The sequence below is a fragment of the Streptomyces sp. NPDC048353 genome (assembly GCF_055587165.1).
This window is the reverse complement of the sequence record NZ_JBVJGU010000008.1, coordinates 20,298-37,274: the sequence shown is the minus strand read 5'-3', so window position 1 is coordinate 37,274 and position 16,977 is coordinate 20,298. Positions and strand designations below refer to the sequence as shown.

At 72.2% G+C, this 16,977-nt stretch carries 17 protein-coding genes; 10 read left to right on the top strand and 7 right to left on the bottom strand.

Annotated elements, in window-relative coordinates; translation table 11 throughout:
• Nucleotides 1-34 precede the first annotated feature (34 nt).
• Nucleotides 35-961, bottom strand: a complete 927-nt coding sequence (locus ACZ6RC_RS26330) for a TroA family protein (protein WP_469587600.1) — start codon at nucleotides 959-961, stop codon at nucleotides 35-37.
• A 353-nt stretch (nucleotides 962-1,314) separates the two neighbouring features.
• On the opposite strand from ACZ6RC_RS26330, the gene ACZ6RC_RS26325 reads away from it, so the two are divergent.
• Nucleotides 1,315-1,560, top strand: a complete 246-nt coding sequence (locus ACZ6RC_RS26325) for a hypothetical protein (protein WP_391146030.1) — start codon at nucleotides 1,315-1,317, stop codon at nucleotides 1,558-1,560.
• A gap of 140 nt (nucleotides 1,561-1,700) precedes the next feature.
• Nucleotides 1,701-2,234 (top strand): GNAT family N-acetyltransferase, encoded by a 534-nt coding sequence (locus tag ACZ6RC_RS26320; protein WP_469587595.1) that lies wholly within the window; start codon nucleotides 1,701-1,703, stop codon nucleotides 2,232-2,234.
• A gap of 22 nt (nucleotides 2,235-2,256) precedes the next feature.
• Here ACZ6RC_RS26320 and ACZ6RC_RS26315 read toward each other — a convergent pair whose 3' ends face one another.
• On the bottom strand, nucleotides 2,257-2,700 hold the full coding sequence (locus tag ACZ6RC_RS26315; protein ID WP_469587592.1) for a GNAT family N-acetyltransferase: 444 nt from the start codon (nucleotides 2,698-2,700) through the stop codon (nucleotides 2,257-2,259).
• 182 nt (nucleotides 2,701-2,882) lie between these two features.
• Between ACZ6RC_RS26315 and ACZ6RC_RS26310 the strand changes: the two genes are divergently transcribed.
• Nucleotides 2,883-3,620 (top strand): Mut7-C RNAse domain-containing protein, encoded by a 738-nt coding sequence (locus ACZ6RC_RS26310; RefSeq protein WP_469587589.1) that lies wholly within the window; start codon nucleotides 2,883-2,885, stop codon nucleotides 3,618-3,620.
• A 27-nt stretch (nucleotides 3,621-3,647) separates the two neighbouring features.
• Here the strand turns inward: ACZ6RC_RS26310 and ACZ6RC_RS26305 are convergent, their stop codons facing one another.
• Nucleotides 3,648-4,208, bottom strand: a complete 561-nt coding sequence (locus ACZ6RC_RS26305; RefSeq protein WP_391146038.1) for a TetR/AcrR family transcriptional regulator — start codon at nucleotides 4,206-4,208, stop codon at nucleotides 3,648-3,650.
• A 164-nt stretch (nucleotides 4,209-4,372) separates the two neighbouring features.
• Between ACZ6RC_RS26305 and ACZ6RC_RS26300 the strand changes: the two genes are divergently transcribed.
• Nucleotides 4,373-5,779 (top strand): FAD-dependent oxidoreductase, encoded by a 1,407-nt coding sequence (locus tag ACZ6RC_RS26300; protein ID WP_469587584.1) that lies wholly within the window; start codon nucleotides 4,373-4,375, stop codon nucleotides 5,777-5,779.
• Nucleotides 5,780-5,811: 32 nt separating this feature from the next.
• Here ACZ6RC_RS26300 and ACZ6RC_RS26295 read toward each other — a convergent pair whose 3' ends face one another.
• The gene (locus ACZ6RC_RS26295; RefSeq protein WP_469587581.1) at nucleotides 5,812-6,564 is read right to left on the bottom strand and encodes a hypothetical protein; all 753 of its coding nucleotides are present in this window, start codon (nucleotides 6,562-6,564) and stop codon (nucleotides 5,812-5,814) included.
• Between the two features lie 76 nt (nucleotides 6,565-6,640).
• On the opposite strand from ACZ6RC_RS26295, the gene ACZ6RC_RS26290 reads away from it, so the two are divergent.
• Both ACZ6RC_RS26290 and ACZ6RC_RS26285 read left to right on the top strand, forming a co-directional pair.
• A complete protein-coding gene (locus tag ACZ6RC_RS26290; protein WP_391146045.1) occupies nucleotides 6,641-6,976 on the top strand; it encodes a YnfA family protein in 336 nt (111 codons plus the stop codon).
• A gap of 85 nt (nucleotides 6,977-7,061) precedes the next feature.
• Nucleotides 7,062-7,826 carry an SDR family NAD(P)-dependent oxidoreductase gene (locus tag ACZ6RC_RS26285; RefSeq protein WP_469587578.1) on the top strand — a complete coding sequence of 255 codons (765 nt, stop codon included), beginning with the start codon at nucleotides 7,062-7,064 and terminating at the stop codon, nucleotides 7,824-7,826.
• 105 nt (nucleotides 7,827-7,931) lie between these two features.
• Here the strand turns inward: ACZ6RC_RS26285 and ACZ6RC_RS26280 are convergent, their stop codons facing one another.
• Nucleotides 7,932-9,125 carry an RtcB family protein gene (locus tag ACZ6RC_RS26280; protein ID WP_469587575.1) on the bottom strand — a complete coding sequence of 398 codons (1,194 nt, stop codon included), beginning with the start codon at nucleotides 9,123-9,125 and terminating at the stop codon, nucleotides 7,932-7,934.
• Nucleotides 9,126-9,299: 174 nt separating this feature from the next.
• Between ACZ6RC_RS26280 and ACZ6RC_RS26275 the strand changes: the two genes are divergently transcribed.
• From ACZ6RC_RS26275 to ACZ6RC_RS26265, 3 genes are all read left to right on the top strand, one after another.
• Nucleotides 9,300-10,262 (top strand): DUF3558 domain-containing protein, encoded by a 963-nt coding sequence (locus ACZ6RC_RS26275; RefSeq protein ID WP_469587572.1) that lies wholly within the window; start codon nucleotides 9,300-9,302, stop codon nucleotides 10,260-10,262.
• Between the two features lie 112 nt (nucleotides 10,263-10,374).
• Nucleotides 10,375-11,103 carry a DUF3558 family protein gene (locus ACZ6RC_RS26270; protein ID WP_391146055.1) on the top strand — a complete coding sequence of 243 codons (729 nt, stop codon included), beginning with the start codon at nucleotides 10,375-10,377 and terminating at the stop codon, nucleotides 11,101-11,103.
• 184 nt (nucleotides 11,104-11,287) lie between these two features.
• Nucleotides 11,288-12,610, top strand: coding sequence for a DUF2637 domain-containing protein (locus ACZ6RC_RS26265; protein ID WP_469587569.1), 1,323 nt, complete (start codon nucleotides 11,288-11,290; stop codon nucleotides 12,608-12,610).
• A 209-nt stretch (nucleotides 12,611-12,819) separates the two neighbouring features.
• On the opposite strand, the gene ACZ6RC_RS26260 is transcribed toward ACZ6RC_RS26265, so the two are convergent.
• Nucleotides 12,820-13,026, bottom strand: a complete 207-nt coding sequence (locus ACZ6RC_RS26260) for a hypothetical protein (RefSeq protein ID WP_453617573.1) — start codon at nucleotides 13,024-13,026, stop codon at nucleotides 12,820-12,822.
• A gap of 179 nt (nucleotides 13,027-13,205) precedes the next feature.
• Complete coding sequence (lysS, locus tag ACZ6RC_RS26255; RefSeq protein ID WP_469587563.1) at nucleotides 13,206-14,930, bottom strand: lysine--tRNA ligase; 1,725 nt, start codon at nucleotides 14,928-14,930, stop codon at nucleotides 13,206-13,208.
• Nucleotides 14,931-15,137: 207 nt separating this feature from the next.
• On the opposite strand from lysS, the gene argS reads away from it, so the two are divergent.
• A complete protein-coding gene (gene argS / locus ACZ6RC_RS26250) occupies nucleotides 15,138-16,928 on the top strand; it encodes an arginine--tRNA ligase (protein WP_469587561.1) in 1,791 nt (596 codons plus the stop codon).
• Nucleotides 16,929-16,977 lie beyond the last annotated feature (49 nt).

The window sequence follows — 16,977 nt, the reverse complement described above, 5'->3', positions numbered from 1 at the left end:
GGCGGGGGCGGAGGGGGACACGGGCGGGGTCGGCTCAGTTCGGCCGTGAGACCGGGGCGGGGTGGGACGTCCGGGACCGCAGGGCCTGAGCGGGGTGGGACGCTCGGGACCGCAGGGCCTCGGCGAGGTCGTGGAAGAAGCGGGCGTACGCCGCCGGGCTCGGCGGGGTCTCCGGGTTCCAGGGCGCCACGCGCGCGTCGCCCACGGGCGGGAGGTCGGCGCCCACGACGGCGTGAGCCCGGTTGTCGGAGAGCACCAGGCCCGGCCCGAGCCGTGCGGCGTGCTCCCAGTCGGCGGTGAGCCAGTTCGCGCCGGGACCGGGGCCGGGGTCGAGGAGCCGCACCCCGAGGTCGACGAGGCGCGCCAGCTCGGGCCAGGCCTGCGGACGCGCCAGATGGACCTGGTCGGGCCCCGCGCCGGAGAGCGCGACGACGGCGACATCCGCCCCGCCCTCGGCGACGGCGGCCCGCACGACGCTCTCGGCCACCGCCATTGGATCGGCCTCCGGGCCGGTCGCCGCGCGTTCCCAGTCCGCGCCCAGGGCGGCGCCCAGCTCGGCGAAGCGCCCGATGATCGCCGCCAGTCCCGGCTCGTTGCCCACGGACAACGCGACCAACGGCACCCCGAGCCGCTCTGCGACCGCCTCGTCCAGCGCGTAGGCGCTCTTCCCGTCGTACGTCACGTCGACCAGCAGGTCCGGGCGCAGGCTCCGCAGCGCCTCCTCGTCCGGGCTCCGCCCGGGACCCAGGTACGGCACACCGGCCGCCGTCAGGTCGCCCCCCTTGACCGGATCCGGTACGGCCCCGTCGTGCCCGGAGCCGTACACCGCCACCGGCGTCACCCCGAGGTCCCGCAGTGCCGCCCCCGCCCGTATGTAGGCCGCCACCCGCTGGGGCCTGCGCGCGGCCGTCACCGCCGCGCCTCTGTCGTCCACGAACTCCCACACCCCTGCGTCCGACATGCGGTCGCTCCCTCCCGGCCGGAATTCTCCCTTTCTCCCGCCACCTTGGAGCGCTTCCCCCACCGGCACAAGGGCGCCTCCCGCGATGCCCGCGGGGCCTGTTCGAAAGCCGTGGGGCGGGTGTTTACTGAACGAGTCGGGAGGAAGCGGGAGGAAGAGCCTCGCGCGGGCGCGCGGGCCCGTACGGCCGCGTGTCCGTACGACGTGGCCGTGACGGCCTTGTCCGTCGACGACATGTCCGTACGACCGCGTGGCCTGTTCGCCGCCGCGTACGGGTCCTGCGCCCGCTCCGCCCGCACGGTTCACGGGCCGTGGCGCGTCGGCGTACCGGCCTTCTCGCCCTGGAGTCAGCCATGTCGCCATCCCCCGGCCCCTTCCCGGACCGTCGTCTGATCCCGTTCCTCGGCCTGCTCGCCGTGTCGGCGGTGGTGGGGGTCTCCGCCGGTCTCCGCTTCCGCGCCCGCCGCGCCCGGGCGGGGGCGCCCCTGGACCGGGTCTGGCACCCGAGGGAGACGATTCCGCTCACCGCCGCCGAGGAGGACGCGTTCGGCCAGGTCGTCTCGCGCCTCTCCCTGGGCTCGGCGGGCCGACTGCGCTGATCATCCGACGGGACCCCGGACGGCACGATCGGCTCCGGCCCAGGCCGCCCGGGGGCGCTCGTCCGGGTCCGCTCGGTCGCCGTCCGGGCCCGCTCGGTCGCCCCTGGCGAGAGGTTCCGGAGACGGCCTAGAGTCCCGGCATGGATCCGGACCTTCCCGCCTCACCCGTACGCCTCGAGCCGTGGGCCGCCTCCGACTTCGGGCTGCTGCGCGCCATGAACGCGCCGGAGCTGATGGAGCATCTCGGCGGCCCCGAGACGGAGGAGGCGCTGGTCACGCGGCACCGGCGGTACGTCGATCTGAGCGCCGACACCACCGGCGCGGGGCGGATGTTCCGGATCGTGTTGCTCCCCGAGGAGGTCGCGGTCGGCGGCATCGGCTTCTGGAAGAAGGAGTGGCGCGGGGAGACGGTGTACGAGACCGGCTGGACGGTCCTGCCCGGGTTCCACGGTCGGGGGGTGGCGACCGCCGCCACGCGCGTGGTGGCCGAGCACGCCGGGGCCGAGGGCACGTACCGCTTCCTGCACGCCTTCCCCGGGACGGACAACGGCCCGTCGAACGCGGTCTGCCGCAAGGCCGGCTTCGAACTGCTCGGCGAGGAGCCCTTCGAGTACCCGCCGGGCCGCCCGATGCGCTGCAACGACTGGCGCCTTGAGCTGCGCGCCGTCGCCTAGGAGTTCTGTCCCTCTAGGAGTTCTATACCTCCTGGGTGCCCAGGGCTTTGCTGAAGTGGAAGGCGACGATGTCGAGGCGCTCGCGGAGGTAGAAGCGGTGGGCGCCGGTGCGGTGGGTGCCGGAGTCGAGGCTGAACTCGTGGCAGCCCTCCACGCGCGCGTGCGCCTCCAGATGGGCGAGGAGGCGGCGGCCGACGCCGGTGGAGCGCGTGGAGGCGGCGGTCACCAGGTCGTCGACGTACAGCTTGCGCAGCGTGCTGGTGGTGTCCATGATCCGCCAGCCGGCGACGCCGACGCAGGTGCCCGTGTCGTCGTAGGCGGCGGAGAAGCGCAGCCCCTGGACGTGGCCGCGGTCGTACACCTCGGCGAAGAGCCGCGGGGTCAGGTGCGGACGCAGCTCGCGCAGGACCGGCAGCAGCTCGGTCTCCAGACGCGGGTCACCGGGCGGGAGGTCGACGATCTTCATGCCGGGACGGTACCGCAGGGGCCCGGAGGGCCGGTGGCGGTATCGCAGGGGCACGGAGGGCCGGTGGCGGTACGGGACGGGGGCGCGGACGGCCGGTGGCGGGTGGCTCGCGGAGCCGGTCCCGGGAAGGCGGCCCGAGGGAATTCCTGGCCGGAGGCGGGCGCCGGTGACATCCTGTCACCGTGAACGGACCGGAGATCCAGATCAGCTTCGCCCCCGGCCTGCGGATCTTCGTCTCGGCGGAGCGACGCCCGGGGCGCACCACCGTGGTGACCGACGGCGTCTCGACGCTCGGCCACGTCGTGGAATCGCTCGGCATTCCGCTCACGGAGGCGGGGCGGCTGTTCGTGGACGGGGTTCCGGTCGAGGTCTCCCACGTCCCGGCGGCGGGCGAGACGGTCGAGGTGGAGAGCGTCGACCGCCCCCAGGCGGTGCCGGGCGCCCCGCTCCGTTTCCTGCTGGACGTCCACCTCGGGACGCTGGCCAGGCGGCTGCGGCTCCTCGGGGTCGACGCGGCGTACGAAAGCGAGGACATCGGCGACCCCGCGCTCGCCACGCTCTCCGCGCGGGAGCGACGGGTGATGCTCTCCCGGGACCGCGGCCTGCTGCGGCGCAGGGAGCTGTGGGCCGGGGCCTATGTGTACAGCGACCGGCCGGAGGACCAGCTCCGGGACGTCCTGGAGCGGTTCGCTCCGGCCCTGCGGCCGTGGACGCGCTGCACGGCCTGCAACGGCGAACTGACCGACGCCGACAAGGACTCGGTCCGCGAGCGTCTGGAGCAGGGCACGGAGAAGACGTACGACGTCTTCGCCCGGTGCACGGCCTGCGAGCGGGTGTACTGGCGGGGCGCCCACCACGCCCGCCTGGAGGCGATCGTCACCGACGCCCTGCGCGAATTCGGCGGCGCGACGGCACGCTGATCGGCGCCGGCACGGGGGCGGGCATCCCTAGGGCGCCTCGGCGGTGAGGTAGCGCTGAACGGTCGGCGCGAGCCACGCGATGATCTCGTCGCGGGACAGCTCGACGGCCGGCGGCAGCCGCAGCACGTAGCGGGTCAGCGCCATGCCGAGGATCTGGGAGGCGACGAGCGCGGCGCGCCGGGGCGCCTCGGCGGGGTCGGGGCAGACGCCGCGCGTCACCGGGCCGAGCTGCTCGGCGAAGATCGTCTGCATGCGCTCGGCGCCGGTGGCGTTGGTGGCGCAGACCCGGAGCAGCGCGGTGAGGGCCTCGTCCTGCTCCCACCGGTCCAGGAAGTGCGTGACGAGGACGGCGCCGATGTGCCGGTCGGGCAGCGCGCCCAGCTCGGGCAGGCGCAGGTCGAACGCGGACGCGGCCGCGAAGAGCCCCTCCTTGTTGCCGTAGTAGCGCATGACCATCGAGGGGTCGATGCCCGCGTCACGGGCGATGGCCCGGATGGTGGCGCGCTCGTACCCGTCGGAGGCGAAGCGCTCGCGGGCGGAGTCGAGGATCGCGGCGCGGGTGGCGTCGGAGCGGCGGGCGGTCGTCATGTCCACAAGTGTAGGCCTACGGGTGTTGACACCGGCGAGGGCCGGACCTAGCGTTGCCAACAAGCGTTGACCAACAACCGTTGGCCTACGCCTGTTGGCCACGTCCGTTCGCCCTGCACGGCGACGGGTCGCCGCGCCCCGGTTCCCGGCCTTGGGAGGCAGCCATGAATCACCAGCTGGACACGGACGTGCTCGTCGTCGGAGCCGGCCCCACCGGCCTGCTCCTCGCCGGCGACCTCGCCGCCTCCGGACTGCGCGTCACCCTGATCGAGCGGCGCCCGCCCGGCGTCGGCAACCTGACCCGCGCCTTCGCCGTCCACGCCCGCACCCTGGAGCTGCTCGACGCCCGCGGCCTCGCCGACGACCTCGTCGCCACCGGCAGCCGGATCACCCGGATGCGGCTCTTCCGCCGCCTCACCCTCGACCTGGGCCGGCTGCCCACCCGCTTCCCGTACCTCCTCGTCACCCCGCAGTACGAAGTCGAGAGACTGCTCGAACGGCGCGCAGTCGACACGGCGGTGGACCTCCGCCACGGCACCGAGCTGCACGGCCTGCGCCAGGACCCCGACGGCGTGACCGCCGAGGTCACCGGACCCGACGGGACGGCCACCACCCTCCGCGCCCGGTACGCGATCGGGACCGACGGCTTCCGCAGCTCCGTGCGGACCGCGCTCGGGCTGCCCTTCCCCGGCGCCTCGGTACTCCGCTCCCTCGTCCTCGCCGACGTCCGCCTGTCCGAGGCACCGGCGGAGCTCTTCACGGTCAACGGCTCGGGGGACAGCTTCGCCTTCATCGCCCCCTTCGGCGACGGCTGGTACCGCGTGATGGGCTGGGACCGCACCCGCCAGGTCCCGGACAGCGCCCCCGTCGACCTAGAAGAGATGCGCGCCCTCACCCGCCAGGCGTTCGGCACCGACTTCGGGATGCACGACGCCCGCTGGATCTCCCGCTTCCACAGCGACGAACGCCAGGCCCCCGCCTACCGCGTGGGCCGTGTCTTCCTCGCCGGGGACGCCGCCCACGTCCACTCCCCCGCCGGAGGACAGGGCATGAACACCGGCCTCCAGGACGCCGCCAACCTCTCCTGGAAGCTCGCCGCCGTCCTGCGCGGGGAGGCCCCCGACCCGGAGGCACTGCTCGACAGCTACCAGTCCGAACGGCACCCGGTGGGCGCCGCGGTGCTGCGCAGCAGCGGCGCGATCATCCGTCTCGCCATGGCCCGGGGCCCGCTGCTGCGCGCCGCCCGCGCCGTCGTCCCCCGCGTGGTCACGGCGGTGAGGCCGGCCTCCGCCAAGGTGATGGGGATGATCAGCGGCATCGGCATCGGGTACGGCCGGGAGGGAGCGCGCGTCCCCGACCTGGAGCTGCGCGAGGGGAGGCTCTACGAACTGCTGCGGCGGGGCGAGTTCGTCCTGATCGCCCCCGAGTCCGCCCGCCCGGCCCTCCCGCCGGCCGCCCCCGTCGCGCCGTCCCGTCTCGTACGGGCCACCTGGGCCGAGCCGTCCCGCCGCACGGCGCTGCTGGTCCGGCCCGACGGGTACGCCTTCTGGAGCGGCGGCGCGAGCGACTGAGGCCCGAGCCGCCGAGGGAGCCGCGGCGGGCGTCAGAACACGTACCGGTCGCCCGTCGCCAGGACGAGCACGCGGTGCCGGTCGTTCCGCGGGTTCCGGTCGGCGACTCCGTCGCTCCAGACGGTGCCGACCTCGACGGTCAGCTCGTCCGGGGCGCCCGCCGTCCGCAGGTCGAGCGTCAGCTCACCGGCCGCCCCGGCGGCGCGTAGCTCGCCGGTCCGGCAGGCGATGATCCGGTCGCTGACCCACAGACAGGACGCCGGCAGCCGCTGCCCACCGGCCAGCGGGTGCGAGAAGCCGAGCCGCACGGTCGCCTGGGACACATGGGCCGGCCCGTGGTTCTCACTCACCAGCCGGAGACCGAGCCGGCCGTCCCAGAGGGAGGCATGACCGTGATGGGCCAGATCCGCCTCGGGCACACCCGCCGGACCGAGGTTGGCGCCGACGCCGGCAGCAGTTCCCGAACCGCCGTCCGGACCATCGTCCGGAACGCTGCTCACACCGCCCTCCGGACCGCCCTCCAGGCCGTCCTCCGGACCGACGACCGGGACGACCTCCAGCCCGGCCACCGGACCGGCCACGGGACCGGCCATCGCGGCCACCGGGCCGACCATCGGACCGGCCACCGGACCGGCCACCCGACCGACCAGCGGGCCGGCGACCGGAGCCACCGCACGGGCGGTCCCGCCCGCACCGACCACCACGAAGGCCACCAAGACCGCCACCAAGGCCGCCACCAGGACCGCCGGGGCCGCACCCGGCAACGCCGCACGCTTCGCACTCATGCCCCGAAGATACCGATAGATCCGCATATGGTCTGACTATCCATCAGTCCGCGTGTCCTCGTGGCACTCTGACCCCATGCTCATCGCCCGCTCGGCCGCCCTGTTCGGCCTCGCCGCCCTGTTCGAGATCGGCGGCGCCTGGCTCGTCTGGCAAGGCGTCCGCGAACACCGCGGCTGGGTCTGGATCGGCGCCGGAGTCATCGCCCTCGGTGTCTACGGCTTCGTGGCCACCCTCCAGCCCGACGCCGAGTTCGGCCGCATCCTCGCCGCCTACGGCGGGGTCTTCGTCGCCGGCTCGATCGCCTGGGGCATGGTCGCCGACGGATACCGCCCGGACCGGTGGGACGTGATCGGGGCCCTCGTCTGCCTCGTCGGCATGGCCGTGATCATGTACGCGCCCCGCGCGCGCTGACACCTCCCCGCAGCCGCGCCCCACACCCCCCGCCTATCCTGATCAGGCGATCGACCTCATCGAACCCACGCACGAGGAGCACGCCATGACTGCCGCCGGTACCCCTATCGCCGTCGTCACCGGAGCGAGCAGCGGTATCGGCGCGGCCACGGCCAGGCAGCTCGCCGCCGCCGGGTACCGCGTGGTCCTCACCGCCCGCCGCAAGGACCGCATCGAGGCCCTCGCCGCCGAGATCAACGAGGCCGGCCACCAGGCCACCGCCTACGCCCTCGACGTCACCGACCGCGCGGCCGTCGACACCTTCGCGACCGCGTTCCGCACGATCGCCGTCCTGGTCAACAACGCGGGCGGCGCCCTCGGCGCCGACCCCGTCGCCACCGGCGACCCCGAGGACTGGCGCCGGATGTACGAGGTCAACGTCATCGGCACCCTCAACATCACCCAGGCCCTGCTGCCCGCCCTCACCGCGAGCGGCGACGGCACGGTCGTCGTCCTCTCGTCCACCGCGGGCCACTCCACCTACGAAGGCGGCGCGGGTTACGTCGCCGCCAAGAACGGCGCCCGCGTCCTCGCCGAGACCCTCCGCCTGGAGATCGTCGGCACCCCCGTCCGCGTCATCGAGGTCGCCCCCGGCATGGTGAAGACGGACGAGTTCGCGACCACCCGCTTCCGCGGCGACGCCGACAAGGCCGCCAAGGTCTACGCGGGCGTGGCCGAACCCCTCACCGCGGACGACGTCGCCGACACCATCACCTGGGCCTGCACCCGCCCCCCGCACGTCAACATCGACCTCCTGGTCGTCCGCCCCCGCGCCCAGGCCTCCAACACCAAGGTCCACCGCGAGCTCTGACGCCCGACGCCCTGCCGCTCCGCGGCGGAAGGGCCGGGGACGCGGAAGGGGAGGGGCCGGCGCACCGCGCCGGCCCCTCCCCTTCCCCGCTCGTGACGTCCCCGCTCAACCCTTCACGCAGATGACCTGCTTCAGCTTGGCGACGACCTCGACCAGGTCCTTCTGCTGGTCGATGACCTTCTCGATCGGCTTGTACGCCCCCGGGATCTCGTCCACGACGCCGGAGTCCTTGCGGCACTCCACGCCCCGCGTCTGCTCCTCCAGGTCCCGCGTCGAGAAGCGCCGCTTGGCCGCGCTGCGGCTCATCTTCCGGCCGGCGCCGTGCGAGGCCGAGTTGAACGAGGCCGCGTTCCCGAGGCCCTTCACGATGTAGGACCCGGTGCCCATCGAGCCCGGGATGATCCCGAACTCGCCGGACCCCGCACGGATCGCGCCCTTACGGGTCACGAGCAGGTCCATCCCGTCGTACCGCTCCTCCGCCACGTAGTTGTGGTGGCAGGAGATCACCGGGTCGAAGGTGACCCTCGCCTTGCGGAACTCCCGGCGGACGACCTCCTGGAAGAGCGCCATCATGATCGCGCGGTTGTACTTCGCGTACTCCTGGGCCCAGAAGAGGTCGTTCCGGTACGCCGCCATCTGCGGGGTGTCCGCCACGAAGACGGCCAGGTCGCGATCGACCAGCCCCTGGTTGTGCGGCAGCTTCCGCGCCTCGCCGATGTGGTGTTCGGCGAGCTCCTTGCCGATGTTCCGCGAGCCCGAGTGCAGCATGAGCCAGACAGAACCGGTCGAATCAAGACAGAATTCGATGAAGTGATTTCCCGAGCCGAGCGTTCCCATCTGCATCGCGGCCCGTTCACGACGGAATTTGACCGCATCGGCGACATGGTCGAACCGCGACCAGAAGTCGTCCCACCCCGCCGTCGGGAACTGGTACAGCCGGCTCGGATCCACCTCGTCCCGGTGCATCCCCCGCCCCACCGGAATCGCCTGCTCGATCTTCGACCGCAGCCGCGAGAGGTCCCCCGGCAGATCGTTCGCCGTCAGCGAGGTCTTGACCGCCGACATGCCGCAGCCGATGTCCACCCCCACCGCCGCCGGACACACCGCCCCGTGCATCGCGATCACCGAACCGACCGTCGCACCCTTGCCGAAATGCACGTCCGGCATCACTGCCAGGCCCTTGATCCACGGCAGCGTGGCCGTGTTGTGGAGCTGCTGCATGGCGCCGCCGTCCACCGTGGAAGGATCGGTCCACATCCGGATCGGCACCTTCGCGCCCGGCACTTCGACGTACGACATAGCCCCTCGATTCCCCCGAAAAGTCTGAAAACGCAAAAACCGGCACCAAGGCCCGTACAGGTGACGACGGACCGGCAACGACGGCAGTGCGTGCGATACACATTGTGTCCATCGGCCGACATCCGGCGGCAAACAGTTTTCGGGGGTGACCCCGGGAGAAGGGAGCCTGGGAGCGTGCAGCGACAGGCGTACGGCCCCGGCCGCACACGGCCCGCGGCGTTCACGGCGGCCGCGCTCGCGCTCGGGATCGGGATCGGGGCGGGCCTCACCGGATGCTCCTCGGGCGGCGACGGCGGCGACGCCTCCGTCGACTCCAAGGCCGGCCCCGTCACCGCCGTCGCACCCCCGGGCCGGTACCGCACCCTCTTCGAGCCCTGCCGAGCCGTCTCGCCGGCCACGCTCAAGGACTTGTTGCCGGGCGCCGCCGAACTCCCCGAGCTGGAGCGGAACAAGGCGTACCGCGGCGCGGCGACGGTCACGTACGACACCGACCGCCGTGTCGGCTGCACGTGGAAGGCCGACGCGCCGGACGCCTCGCACCGCCTCGTCCTCGACATCGAGCGGGTGGTGTCCTACGACCCCGCGATCAGCGACGACGACCGTGCGCAGCAGGTGTTCGACCGCAAGCAGGCGGCGGCCGACCTCCCCCAGCCCGCTCAGACCCAGCCCTCCCCGCAGACCCCTGCCGGCACGCCGGGCACAGCGAGCGCACCCGCCCCAGCGGGCACGGCGGGCACACCGGGAACGGCCGGCACACCGAAGACGAACCCCACGCACCCCACCACGCCCGCGGGAACCCCCGCCGGCACCCCGTCAGGCACCCCGTCCGGGACCCCCTCGGGTGCGCCCACCGGCACGCCCCCGGGAGCACCGACCGCCCCCGGCTCCCCCACCGGGCTGGAGCCCCGCCTCCTGGACGGTCTCGGGGACATCGCCTTCCTCGACGACGTCCTCGCCACCGGCGGATCCAGCGACCGTCACCGCACGGTGAGCGTGGTGTTCCGCACATCGAACGTCATCGTGACGGTCGAATACCTGGAGCAGGCGACCGACCCCGCGGTGGCGCCGGACAGCCGGGAGCTGCAGGAAAAGGCCCAGAATCTGGCCCGGCTGCTCGCCGAGCGGCTGGAGGAGTAGCCGCCCGGACGCGCTCCGTGAGCCCGCGTCGACCACGTACCGTGTCGACGTACCGTGGCCGCCGCCCGGGCCGTCAAGCGACCGACCCGTACGACAAGCGACTGAAGGAACCATGCACCGATCAGCCCCGCGACTCACCCGCATACTCGCCTGCGCAGCCGTCCCGGTGATGCTCGTCGTCGCCGGCTGCTCCTCGGACTCCGACGGCGGTTCCGGTTCCGCCCCCGACAAGGGCCAGGGCTCGGCCTCCGCCGCCCCGAAGCCCACGCCGTCGAAGCCGAAGGTCGAGCCCGCGAAGTACGCGAAGCTGCCCGACTTCTGCAAGTCGATCTCGTCGAAGACGACCGCGGCCCTGGTGCCCAAGGCGAAGACCAAGAACGGCACGGCGGCCGCCTCCAAGGACCTCACCCGCCGCGGCGGGTGCTCGTGGAACGGTCTGGACGAGAAGGGCGTGAAGGGCTCGCAGTACCGCTGGCTCGACATCACCTTCTACCGCTACGACTCGGACGACTCCCTCGGCAGCGGCCAGGACCGCGCCAAGGAGAACCTCGCCAAGGAGCTGACCAAGGTCCAGGCCACCGAGGGCGCCAAGAAGCTGCGGACGACGGCCGCCGGCGGCATCGGCGACGAGGCGAGCGCCGTCACGTACGAACTGCGCAAGACGGACGAGGACTTCGAGTACGCCTCGATCGTGGCGCGGACGGGCAACGTCGTCGTGCTGCTCACGTACAACGGTGCCGGTTACGCCGGGTCGGCCACCCCGAGCGACAAGACGATCCTGGACGGCGCGGTGAAGGCGTCCCGCGAGGCCGTTGCGGCCGTCGCGGCGGCCAACAAGTAGCCGAAAGGCAGCCGGCACGGGTCGACGGGGAGCCGGCGGGGGCCGACGAGCGGCCTCCGACTCACCCTGAACAACCGCATATACGCAGGTTTCTGCGGAGCCCCGCCCTCCCCCGAGGGCCGGGCTCCGCACACATGTGCCACGCTGTGCCCGCGAGATGTCGAATAACGGGAGGGGATCGCGGGTGGCCGCGGTGCAGCTGACACGCACGCACAAGATTCTGATCGGGGTGGTGGTCGCCGGTGCGGTGATCATCGCCGGGATCGGTTTCGCGGGTTCGTACGCCGCCGTGCGCGAGCTCGCCGTGGAGAAGGGCTTCGGCGACTTCTCCTACTTCTTCCCCATCGGCATCGACGCCGGCATCTGTGTGCTGCTCGCACTCGACCTGCTGCTGACCTGGATCCGGATCCCGTTCCCGCTGCTGCGGCAGACGGCGTGGGTCCTGACGGCGGCGACGATCGCGTTCAACGGCGCGGCAGCCTGGCCGGACCCGCTGGGCGTCGGCATGCACGCGGTGATCCCGGTGCTGTTCGTGGTCGCCGTGGAGGCGGCCCGGCACGCGGTGGGCCGCATCGCGGACATCACGGCCGACAAGCACATGGAGGGCGTCCGGCTCACCCGCTGGCTGCTGTCCCCGATACCGACGTTCCGGCTGTGGCGCCGGATGAAGCTGTGGGAACTGCGGTCGTACGAGCAGGTCATCAAGCTGGAGCAGGACCGGCTGATCTACCAGGCGCGGCTGCAGGCCCGTTTCGGGCGGGCGTGGCGGCGCAAGGCGCCGGTGGAGGCGCTGATGCCGCTGCGGCTGGCGAAGTACGGCGTGCCGCTGGCGGAGACGGCCGCGGCCGGTCTCGCCGCGGCGGGCGTGGAGCCGGCGCTGATACCGGCGGCGCCGTCGGCGTCCGATCCCCTGGGGGCGCTCGCGACCGCGGCCCGGCCCCAGGCTCGGGTGCAGGGGCAGCAGCCGACTCCGGAGCTGGTGCGCGCTCCGCAGGGTCCGCCCGGTCAGGGCGGTGGCTTCCCGGCCCAGGGCGGGATGGACGCACAGGCGGCCCAGGCGGCCCAAGCCGCGCAGATCGCGCAGGAGCAGGCGGCCGCGAACCACGAGAGCCCGTGGTTCCAGGCCCAGCAGCTTCCCCCGGAGGCGTACGAGAACGCCTACGCCCCGCAGTACGTCGAGGGCCTGGAGCCGACGCCCGTGGCGGTGCCGCAGGGCCCCGAGGACGTGCCGGCGGGTCCGCGCCAGGAGGGCCCGGAGCAGTTCGAGGAGTACGCGGAGTACGTCGAGCCGGATCCGCCTCTGGAGGAGTTCGCGGAGGTCGCGTACAAGGCGATGTGGACATTCGTCGAGGAGAACCAGCAGCCGCCGAGCGTGGAGCAGCTCGACATACTGCTGAGCGACCGGTACGGCGTCCAGCACCCCCGCAGCGCCTCGATGCTGCGCCAGTTGATGCCCCGCCTGCGGCAGCGCATGGAGCATGAACTGGCGGAGAACCACATCGCCTGACCGGCCCACCTGCCTGACCGACCACGTGCCTGATCGGCTACCTGCCTGACCGGCTATCCGGCTGACCTGCCATCTGGCTGCCCGCTCAGGCGCCGCGCGGAACCCGCCATCCGGAACCCGCAGTCCGGAATCCACAGGTCGCCGGTCGCCGCCCCTCGGTCTGGCCCGTCGCCCGGAACCCGGCAGGACGCGGCGGTCGTCACCGGCCGTCAGGCCTTGGCACGCTTCTTCGTCACCTCGCCCCACGCGGCGATCGCGACGCCGACGACCGCGAGGGCGATGTAGCCGGCGGTCGGGATGTCCCACCATTTGTGGAGCAGCCCCCAGGGCTGGTCCCCGAACATCCGCCCGCCTGCGCCGAGCACGCCCTGCACGAGGGTGACCCAGCCGATGACCGCGATGGTTTCGTTCTTCATGCCTCCACGGTCTCCCGCGCCCCGCTTGAATTCGTCATGCCCACGGCCGAACCGCGTCTCATCCGAAGGATGCAGAAGCGTGCGGCGACGCGGAAGGCCGCCGCCCGGCATCCGGGCGGCGGCCTTCTCGGTCGCCGGCGGGCACGTCGCTCGCGGTACGTCGCGGGACGTGCGGGCGGTCAGGCCCCCAGCAGCTTGCGCACCCGGCCGGCGCCGACGGCCAGCAGCAGCGTGGGCAGACGCGGGCCGGTCTCGCGGCTGACCAGCAGCTTGTAAAGCAGGGCGAAGAAGGCGCGCTGGGCGACCTTCAGCTCCGGGGTCGGCTTGGCCTCGGGGTCGAGGCCCGCCATGATCTTCGGGACGCCGTAGACGAGCGTGGTCAGGCCGTCGAGCGACCAGTGCGTGTCCAGGCCCTCCAGGAGCAGGCGCAGCGACGCGCGCCCCTCGTCGTCCAGCGAGCCGAGCAGCTCGGTGTCGGGCTCCTCGCGGACGATGGTGCGCTGGTCGGCCGGGACCTGGGTGGTGATCCAGTTCTCCGCGCGGTCCAGCCGCGGCCGGACCTCGTCCAGGGAGGTGACGGGGTTCTCCGGGTCCAGCTCGGTCAGGATGCGCAGGGTCTGCTCGTCGTGGCCGGCCGTGATGTCCATGACCGAGGCCAGCGTCCGGTACGGAAGCGGGCGCGGGGTGCGCGGCAGCTCGCCGGCCGCGGTGCGCGCGGCACGGGCGTGCGCGGCGGCGTCGGCGGGCAGCACGGTCCCGTCCTGGACCTTGGCCTCCAGCTTGTCCCACTCGTCGTAGAGCCGCTGGATCTCCTGGTCGAAGGCGATCTTGAAGGACTGGTTGGGCTTGCGGCGGGCGTACAGCCAGCGCAGCAGCGGCGCCTCCATGATCTTCAGCGCGTCGGCGGGCGTCGGGACGCCGCCGCGCGAGGAGGACATCTTGGCCATGCCGCTGATGCCGACGAAGGCGTACATCGGGCCGATCGGCTGCACGCCGTCGAAGATCTGCCGCACGATCTGGCCGCCGACGACGAACGAGGAGCCGGGCGAGGAGTGGTCCACGCCGGACGGCTCGAAGATCACGCCTTCGAAGGCCCAGCGCATCGGCCAGTCGACCTTCCAGACCAGCTTGCCGCGGTTGAACTCGCTCAGCTTGACGGTCTCGGCGAAGCCGCAGGCCGTGCAGGTGTAGGCCAGCTCGGTCGTCTCGTCGTCGTAGGACGTGACGGTCGTCAGGTCCTTCTCGCACTGGCCGCAGTACGGCTTGTACGGGAAGTAGCCGCCGGAGCCGCCGGAGCCGTCGTCCTCGCTCGCCGCGCCGGATCCCTCCTCGGCCTCCAGCTCGGCTGCGTCGACGGGCTTCTGGGACTTCTTGCCCGGGGCCTTCTTCGTCCGGTACTGGTCGAGGATGGCGTCGATGTCGCCGCGGTGCCGCATGGCGTGCAGGATCTGCTCGCGGTAGGTGCCCGCGGTGTACTGCTCGGTCTGGCTGATGGGGTCGTACTCGACGCCCAGTTCGGCCAGGGCCTCGACCATCGCGGCCTTGAAGTGCTCGGCCCAGTTCGGGTACGCCGAGCCGGCCGGGGCGGGCACGGACGTCAGCGGCTTGCCGATGTGCGCTTCCCAGGACGCGTCGACGCCCTCGACGCCGTTGGGCACCTTGCGGTACCGGTCGTAGTCGTCCCAGGAGATGAGGTGACGGACCTCGTGCCCGCGGCGCCGGATCTCGTCGGCGACCAGGTGCGGGGTCATGACCTCGCGGAGGTTGCCCAGGTGGATCGGGCCGGAGGGGGAGAGTCCGGAGGCGACGACGACCGGTTTGCCAGGCGCACGTCGCTCCGACTCGGCGATGACCTCGTCCGCGAAACGGGAGACCCAGTCGGTCTCGGTGCTGCTCTGAGCCACGGTCGGTACGTCCTTCTTCCTGAGGGGTGCTGCTTCGCCAGCCCTACGCGAGCCATTCTCCCAGACGAAAGAGGCCGCTTCAGGGTTGTCCACAGCCGGAGATCCGTGGTGCCCGGAGTTGTCCACAGGCGGGGAAATCGCATTGCGCTCCCATGGGACACTTGACAGGCGAATCAGACCTGACGAACTCAACAGGAACGGAAGCTCATGGCCTCGGTCCCTTCCCTCGCTTCGACCGTGCAGCAGCGCCTCGCGGAAGGCCTCTCGGCAGCTCTGCCGGAGGCCGGTTCCGCCGACCCGCTGCTGCGACGAAGCGACCGGGCCGACTTCCAGGCGAACGGCATCCTGGCGCTCGCCAAGAAGCTCAAGGGGAACCCGCGCGAGCTGGCGACGCAGGTCGTCGCCGCGATTCCGGAGAACGACGTCCTGAAGGAGATCGAGGTCTCCGGCCCCGGCTTCCTGAACATCACGGTCACCGACGAGGCGATCGTCCGGACCCTGGCGGCCCGCGCCGCCGACGCCCGGCTCGGCGTGCCGTTCAACGAGTCCGCGGGCACGACGGTGATCGACTACGCCCAGCCGAACGTGGCGAAGGAGATGCACGTCGGGCACCTGCGGTCCGCCGTGATCGGCGCCGCGATGGTCGAGATCCTGGAGTTCACGGGCGAGACCGTGGTCCGCCGCCACCACATCGGCGACTGGGGCACCCAGTTCGGCATGCTCATCCAGTTCCTGATCGAGCACCCGCACGAGCTGGACCACTCTTCGGGCGAAGAGGTCTCCGGTGAGGAGGCCATGTCGAACCTGAACCGGCTCTACAAAGCTTCGCGGGCCCTCTTCGACTCCGACGACGAGTTCAAGACGCGGGCCCGGGCCCGGGTCGTGGACCTCCAAGCCGGCGAAGAGCGGACCCTCGCCCTGTGGCAGCGGTTCGTCGACGAGTCGAAGATCTATTTCTACTCCGTCTTCGACAAGCTCGACATGGACATCCGGGACCCGGACGTCGTCGGCGAGTCCGGCTACAACGACATGCTGGTGGAGACCTGCCGCATCCTGGAGGAGTCGGGCGTCGCGGTGCGCTCCGAGGGCGCGCTGTGCGTGTTCTTCGACGACGTGAAGGGCCCGGACGGCAACCCGACGCCGTTGATCGTCCAGAAGTCCGACGGCGGCTTCGGCTACGCCGCGACGGACCTGTCCGCGATCCGCGACCGGGTGCGGAACCTGAAGGCGACGACCCTGCTGTACGTGGTCGACGCCCGCCAGTCGCTGCACTTCAAGATGGTCTTCGAGACGGCCCGCCGGGCCGGCTGGCTGAACGACGACGTGAAGGCCGTCCAGCTGGCCTTCGGCACCGTCCTCGGCAAGGACGGCAAGCCGTTCAAGACCCGTGAGGGCGAGACGGTCCGGCTGGTGGACCTGCTGGACGAGGCCGTGGAGCGGGCTACGTCGGTGGTGCGCGAGAAGGAGGAAGACTTCCGCGAGAAGACCGGCAAGTCGCTCCTGACCGAGGCGGAGATCGTCGAGAACGGCCAGTACGTGGGCATCGGCGCGGTGAAGTACGCCGACCTGTCGACATCTGCCGCGCGCGACTACAAGTTCGACCTGGACCAGATGGTCTCGCTCAACGGCGACACCTCGGTGTACCTGCAGTACGCGTACGCGCGGATCAGGTCGATCTTCGGGAAGGCGGGAGACCGCATGCCGCTCGCCCACCCCGAACTGGAGCTGGCCGCAGCGGAGCGTGCGCTCGGCCTGCACCTGGACACCTTCGGCGAGACGGTGTCGGAAGCCGCCGCGGAGTATGCGCCGCACAAGCTCGCCGCGTACCTGTACCAGCTGGCTTCGCTGTACACGACGTTCTACGACCAGTGCCCCGTCATCAAGCCGGAGCCGGCGCAGGACGTCGCGGAGAACCGTCTCTTCCTCTGCGATCTGACCGCCCGCACGCTCCACCAGGGCATGGCCCTGCTGGGCATCCGGACGCCCGAGCGCCTCTGACGCGAAGCGCGGCCGCTCCCGCCCCGAGCGCACGAAGGCCCCGGCACCG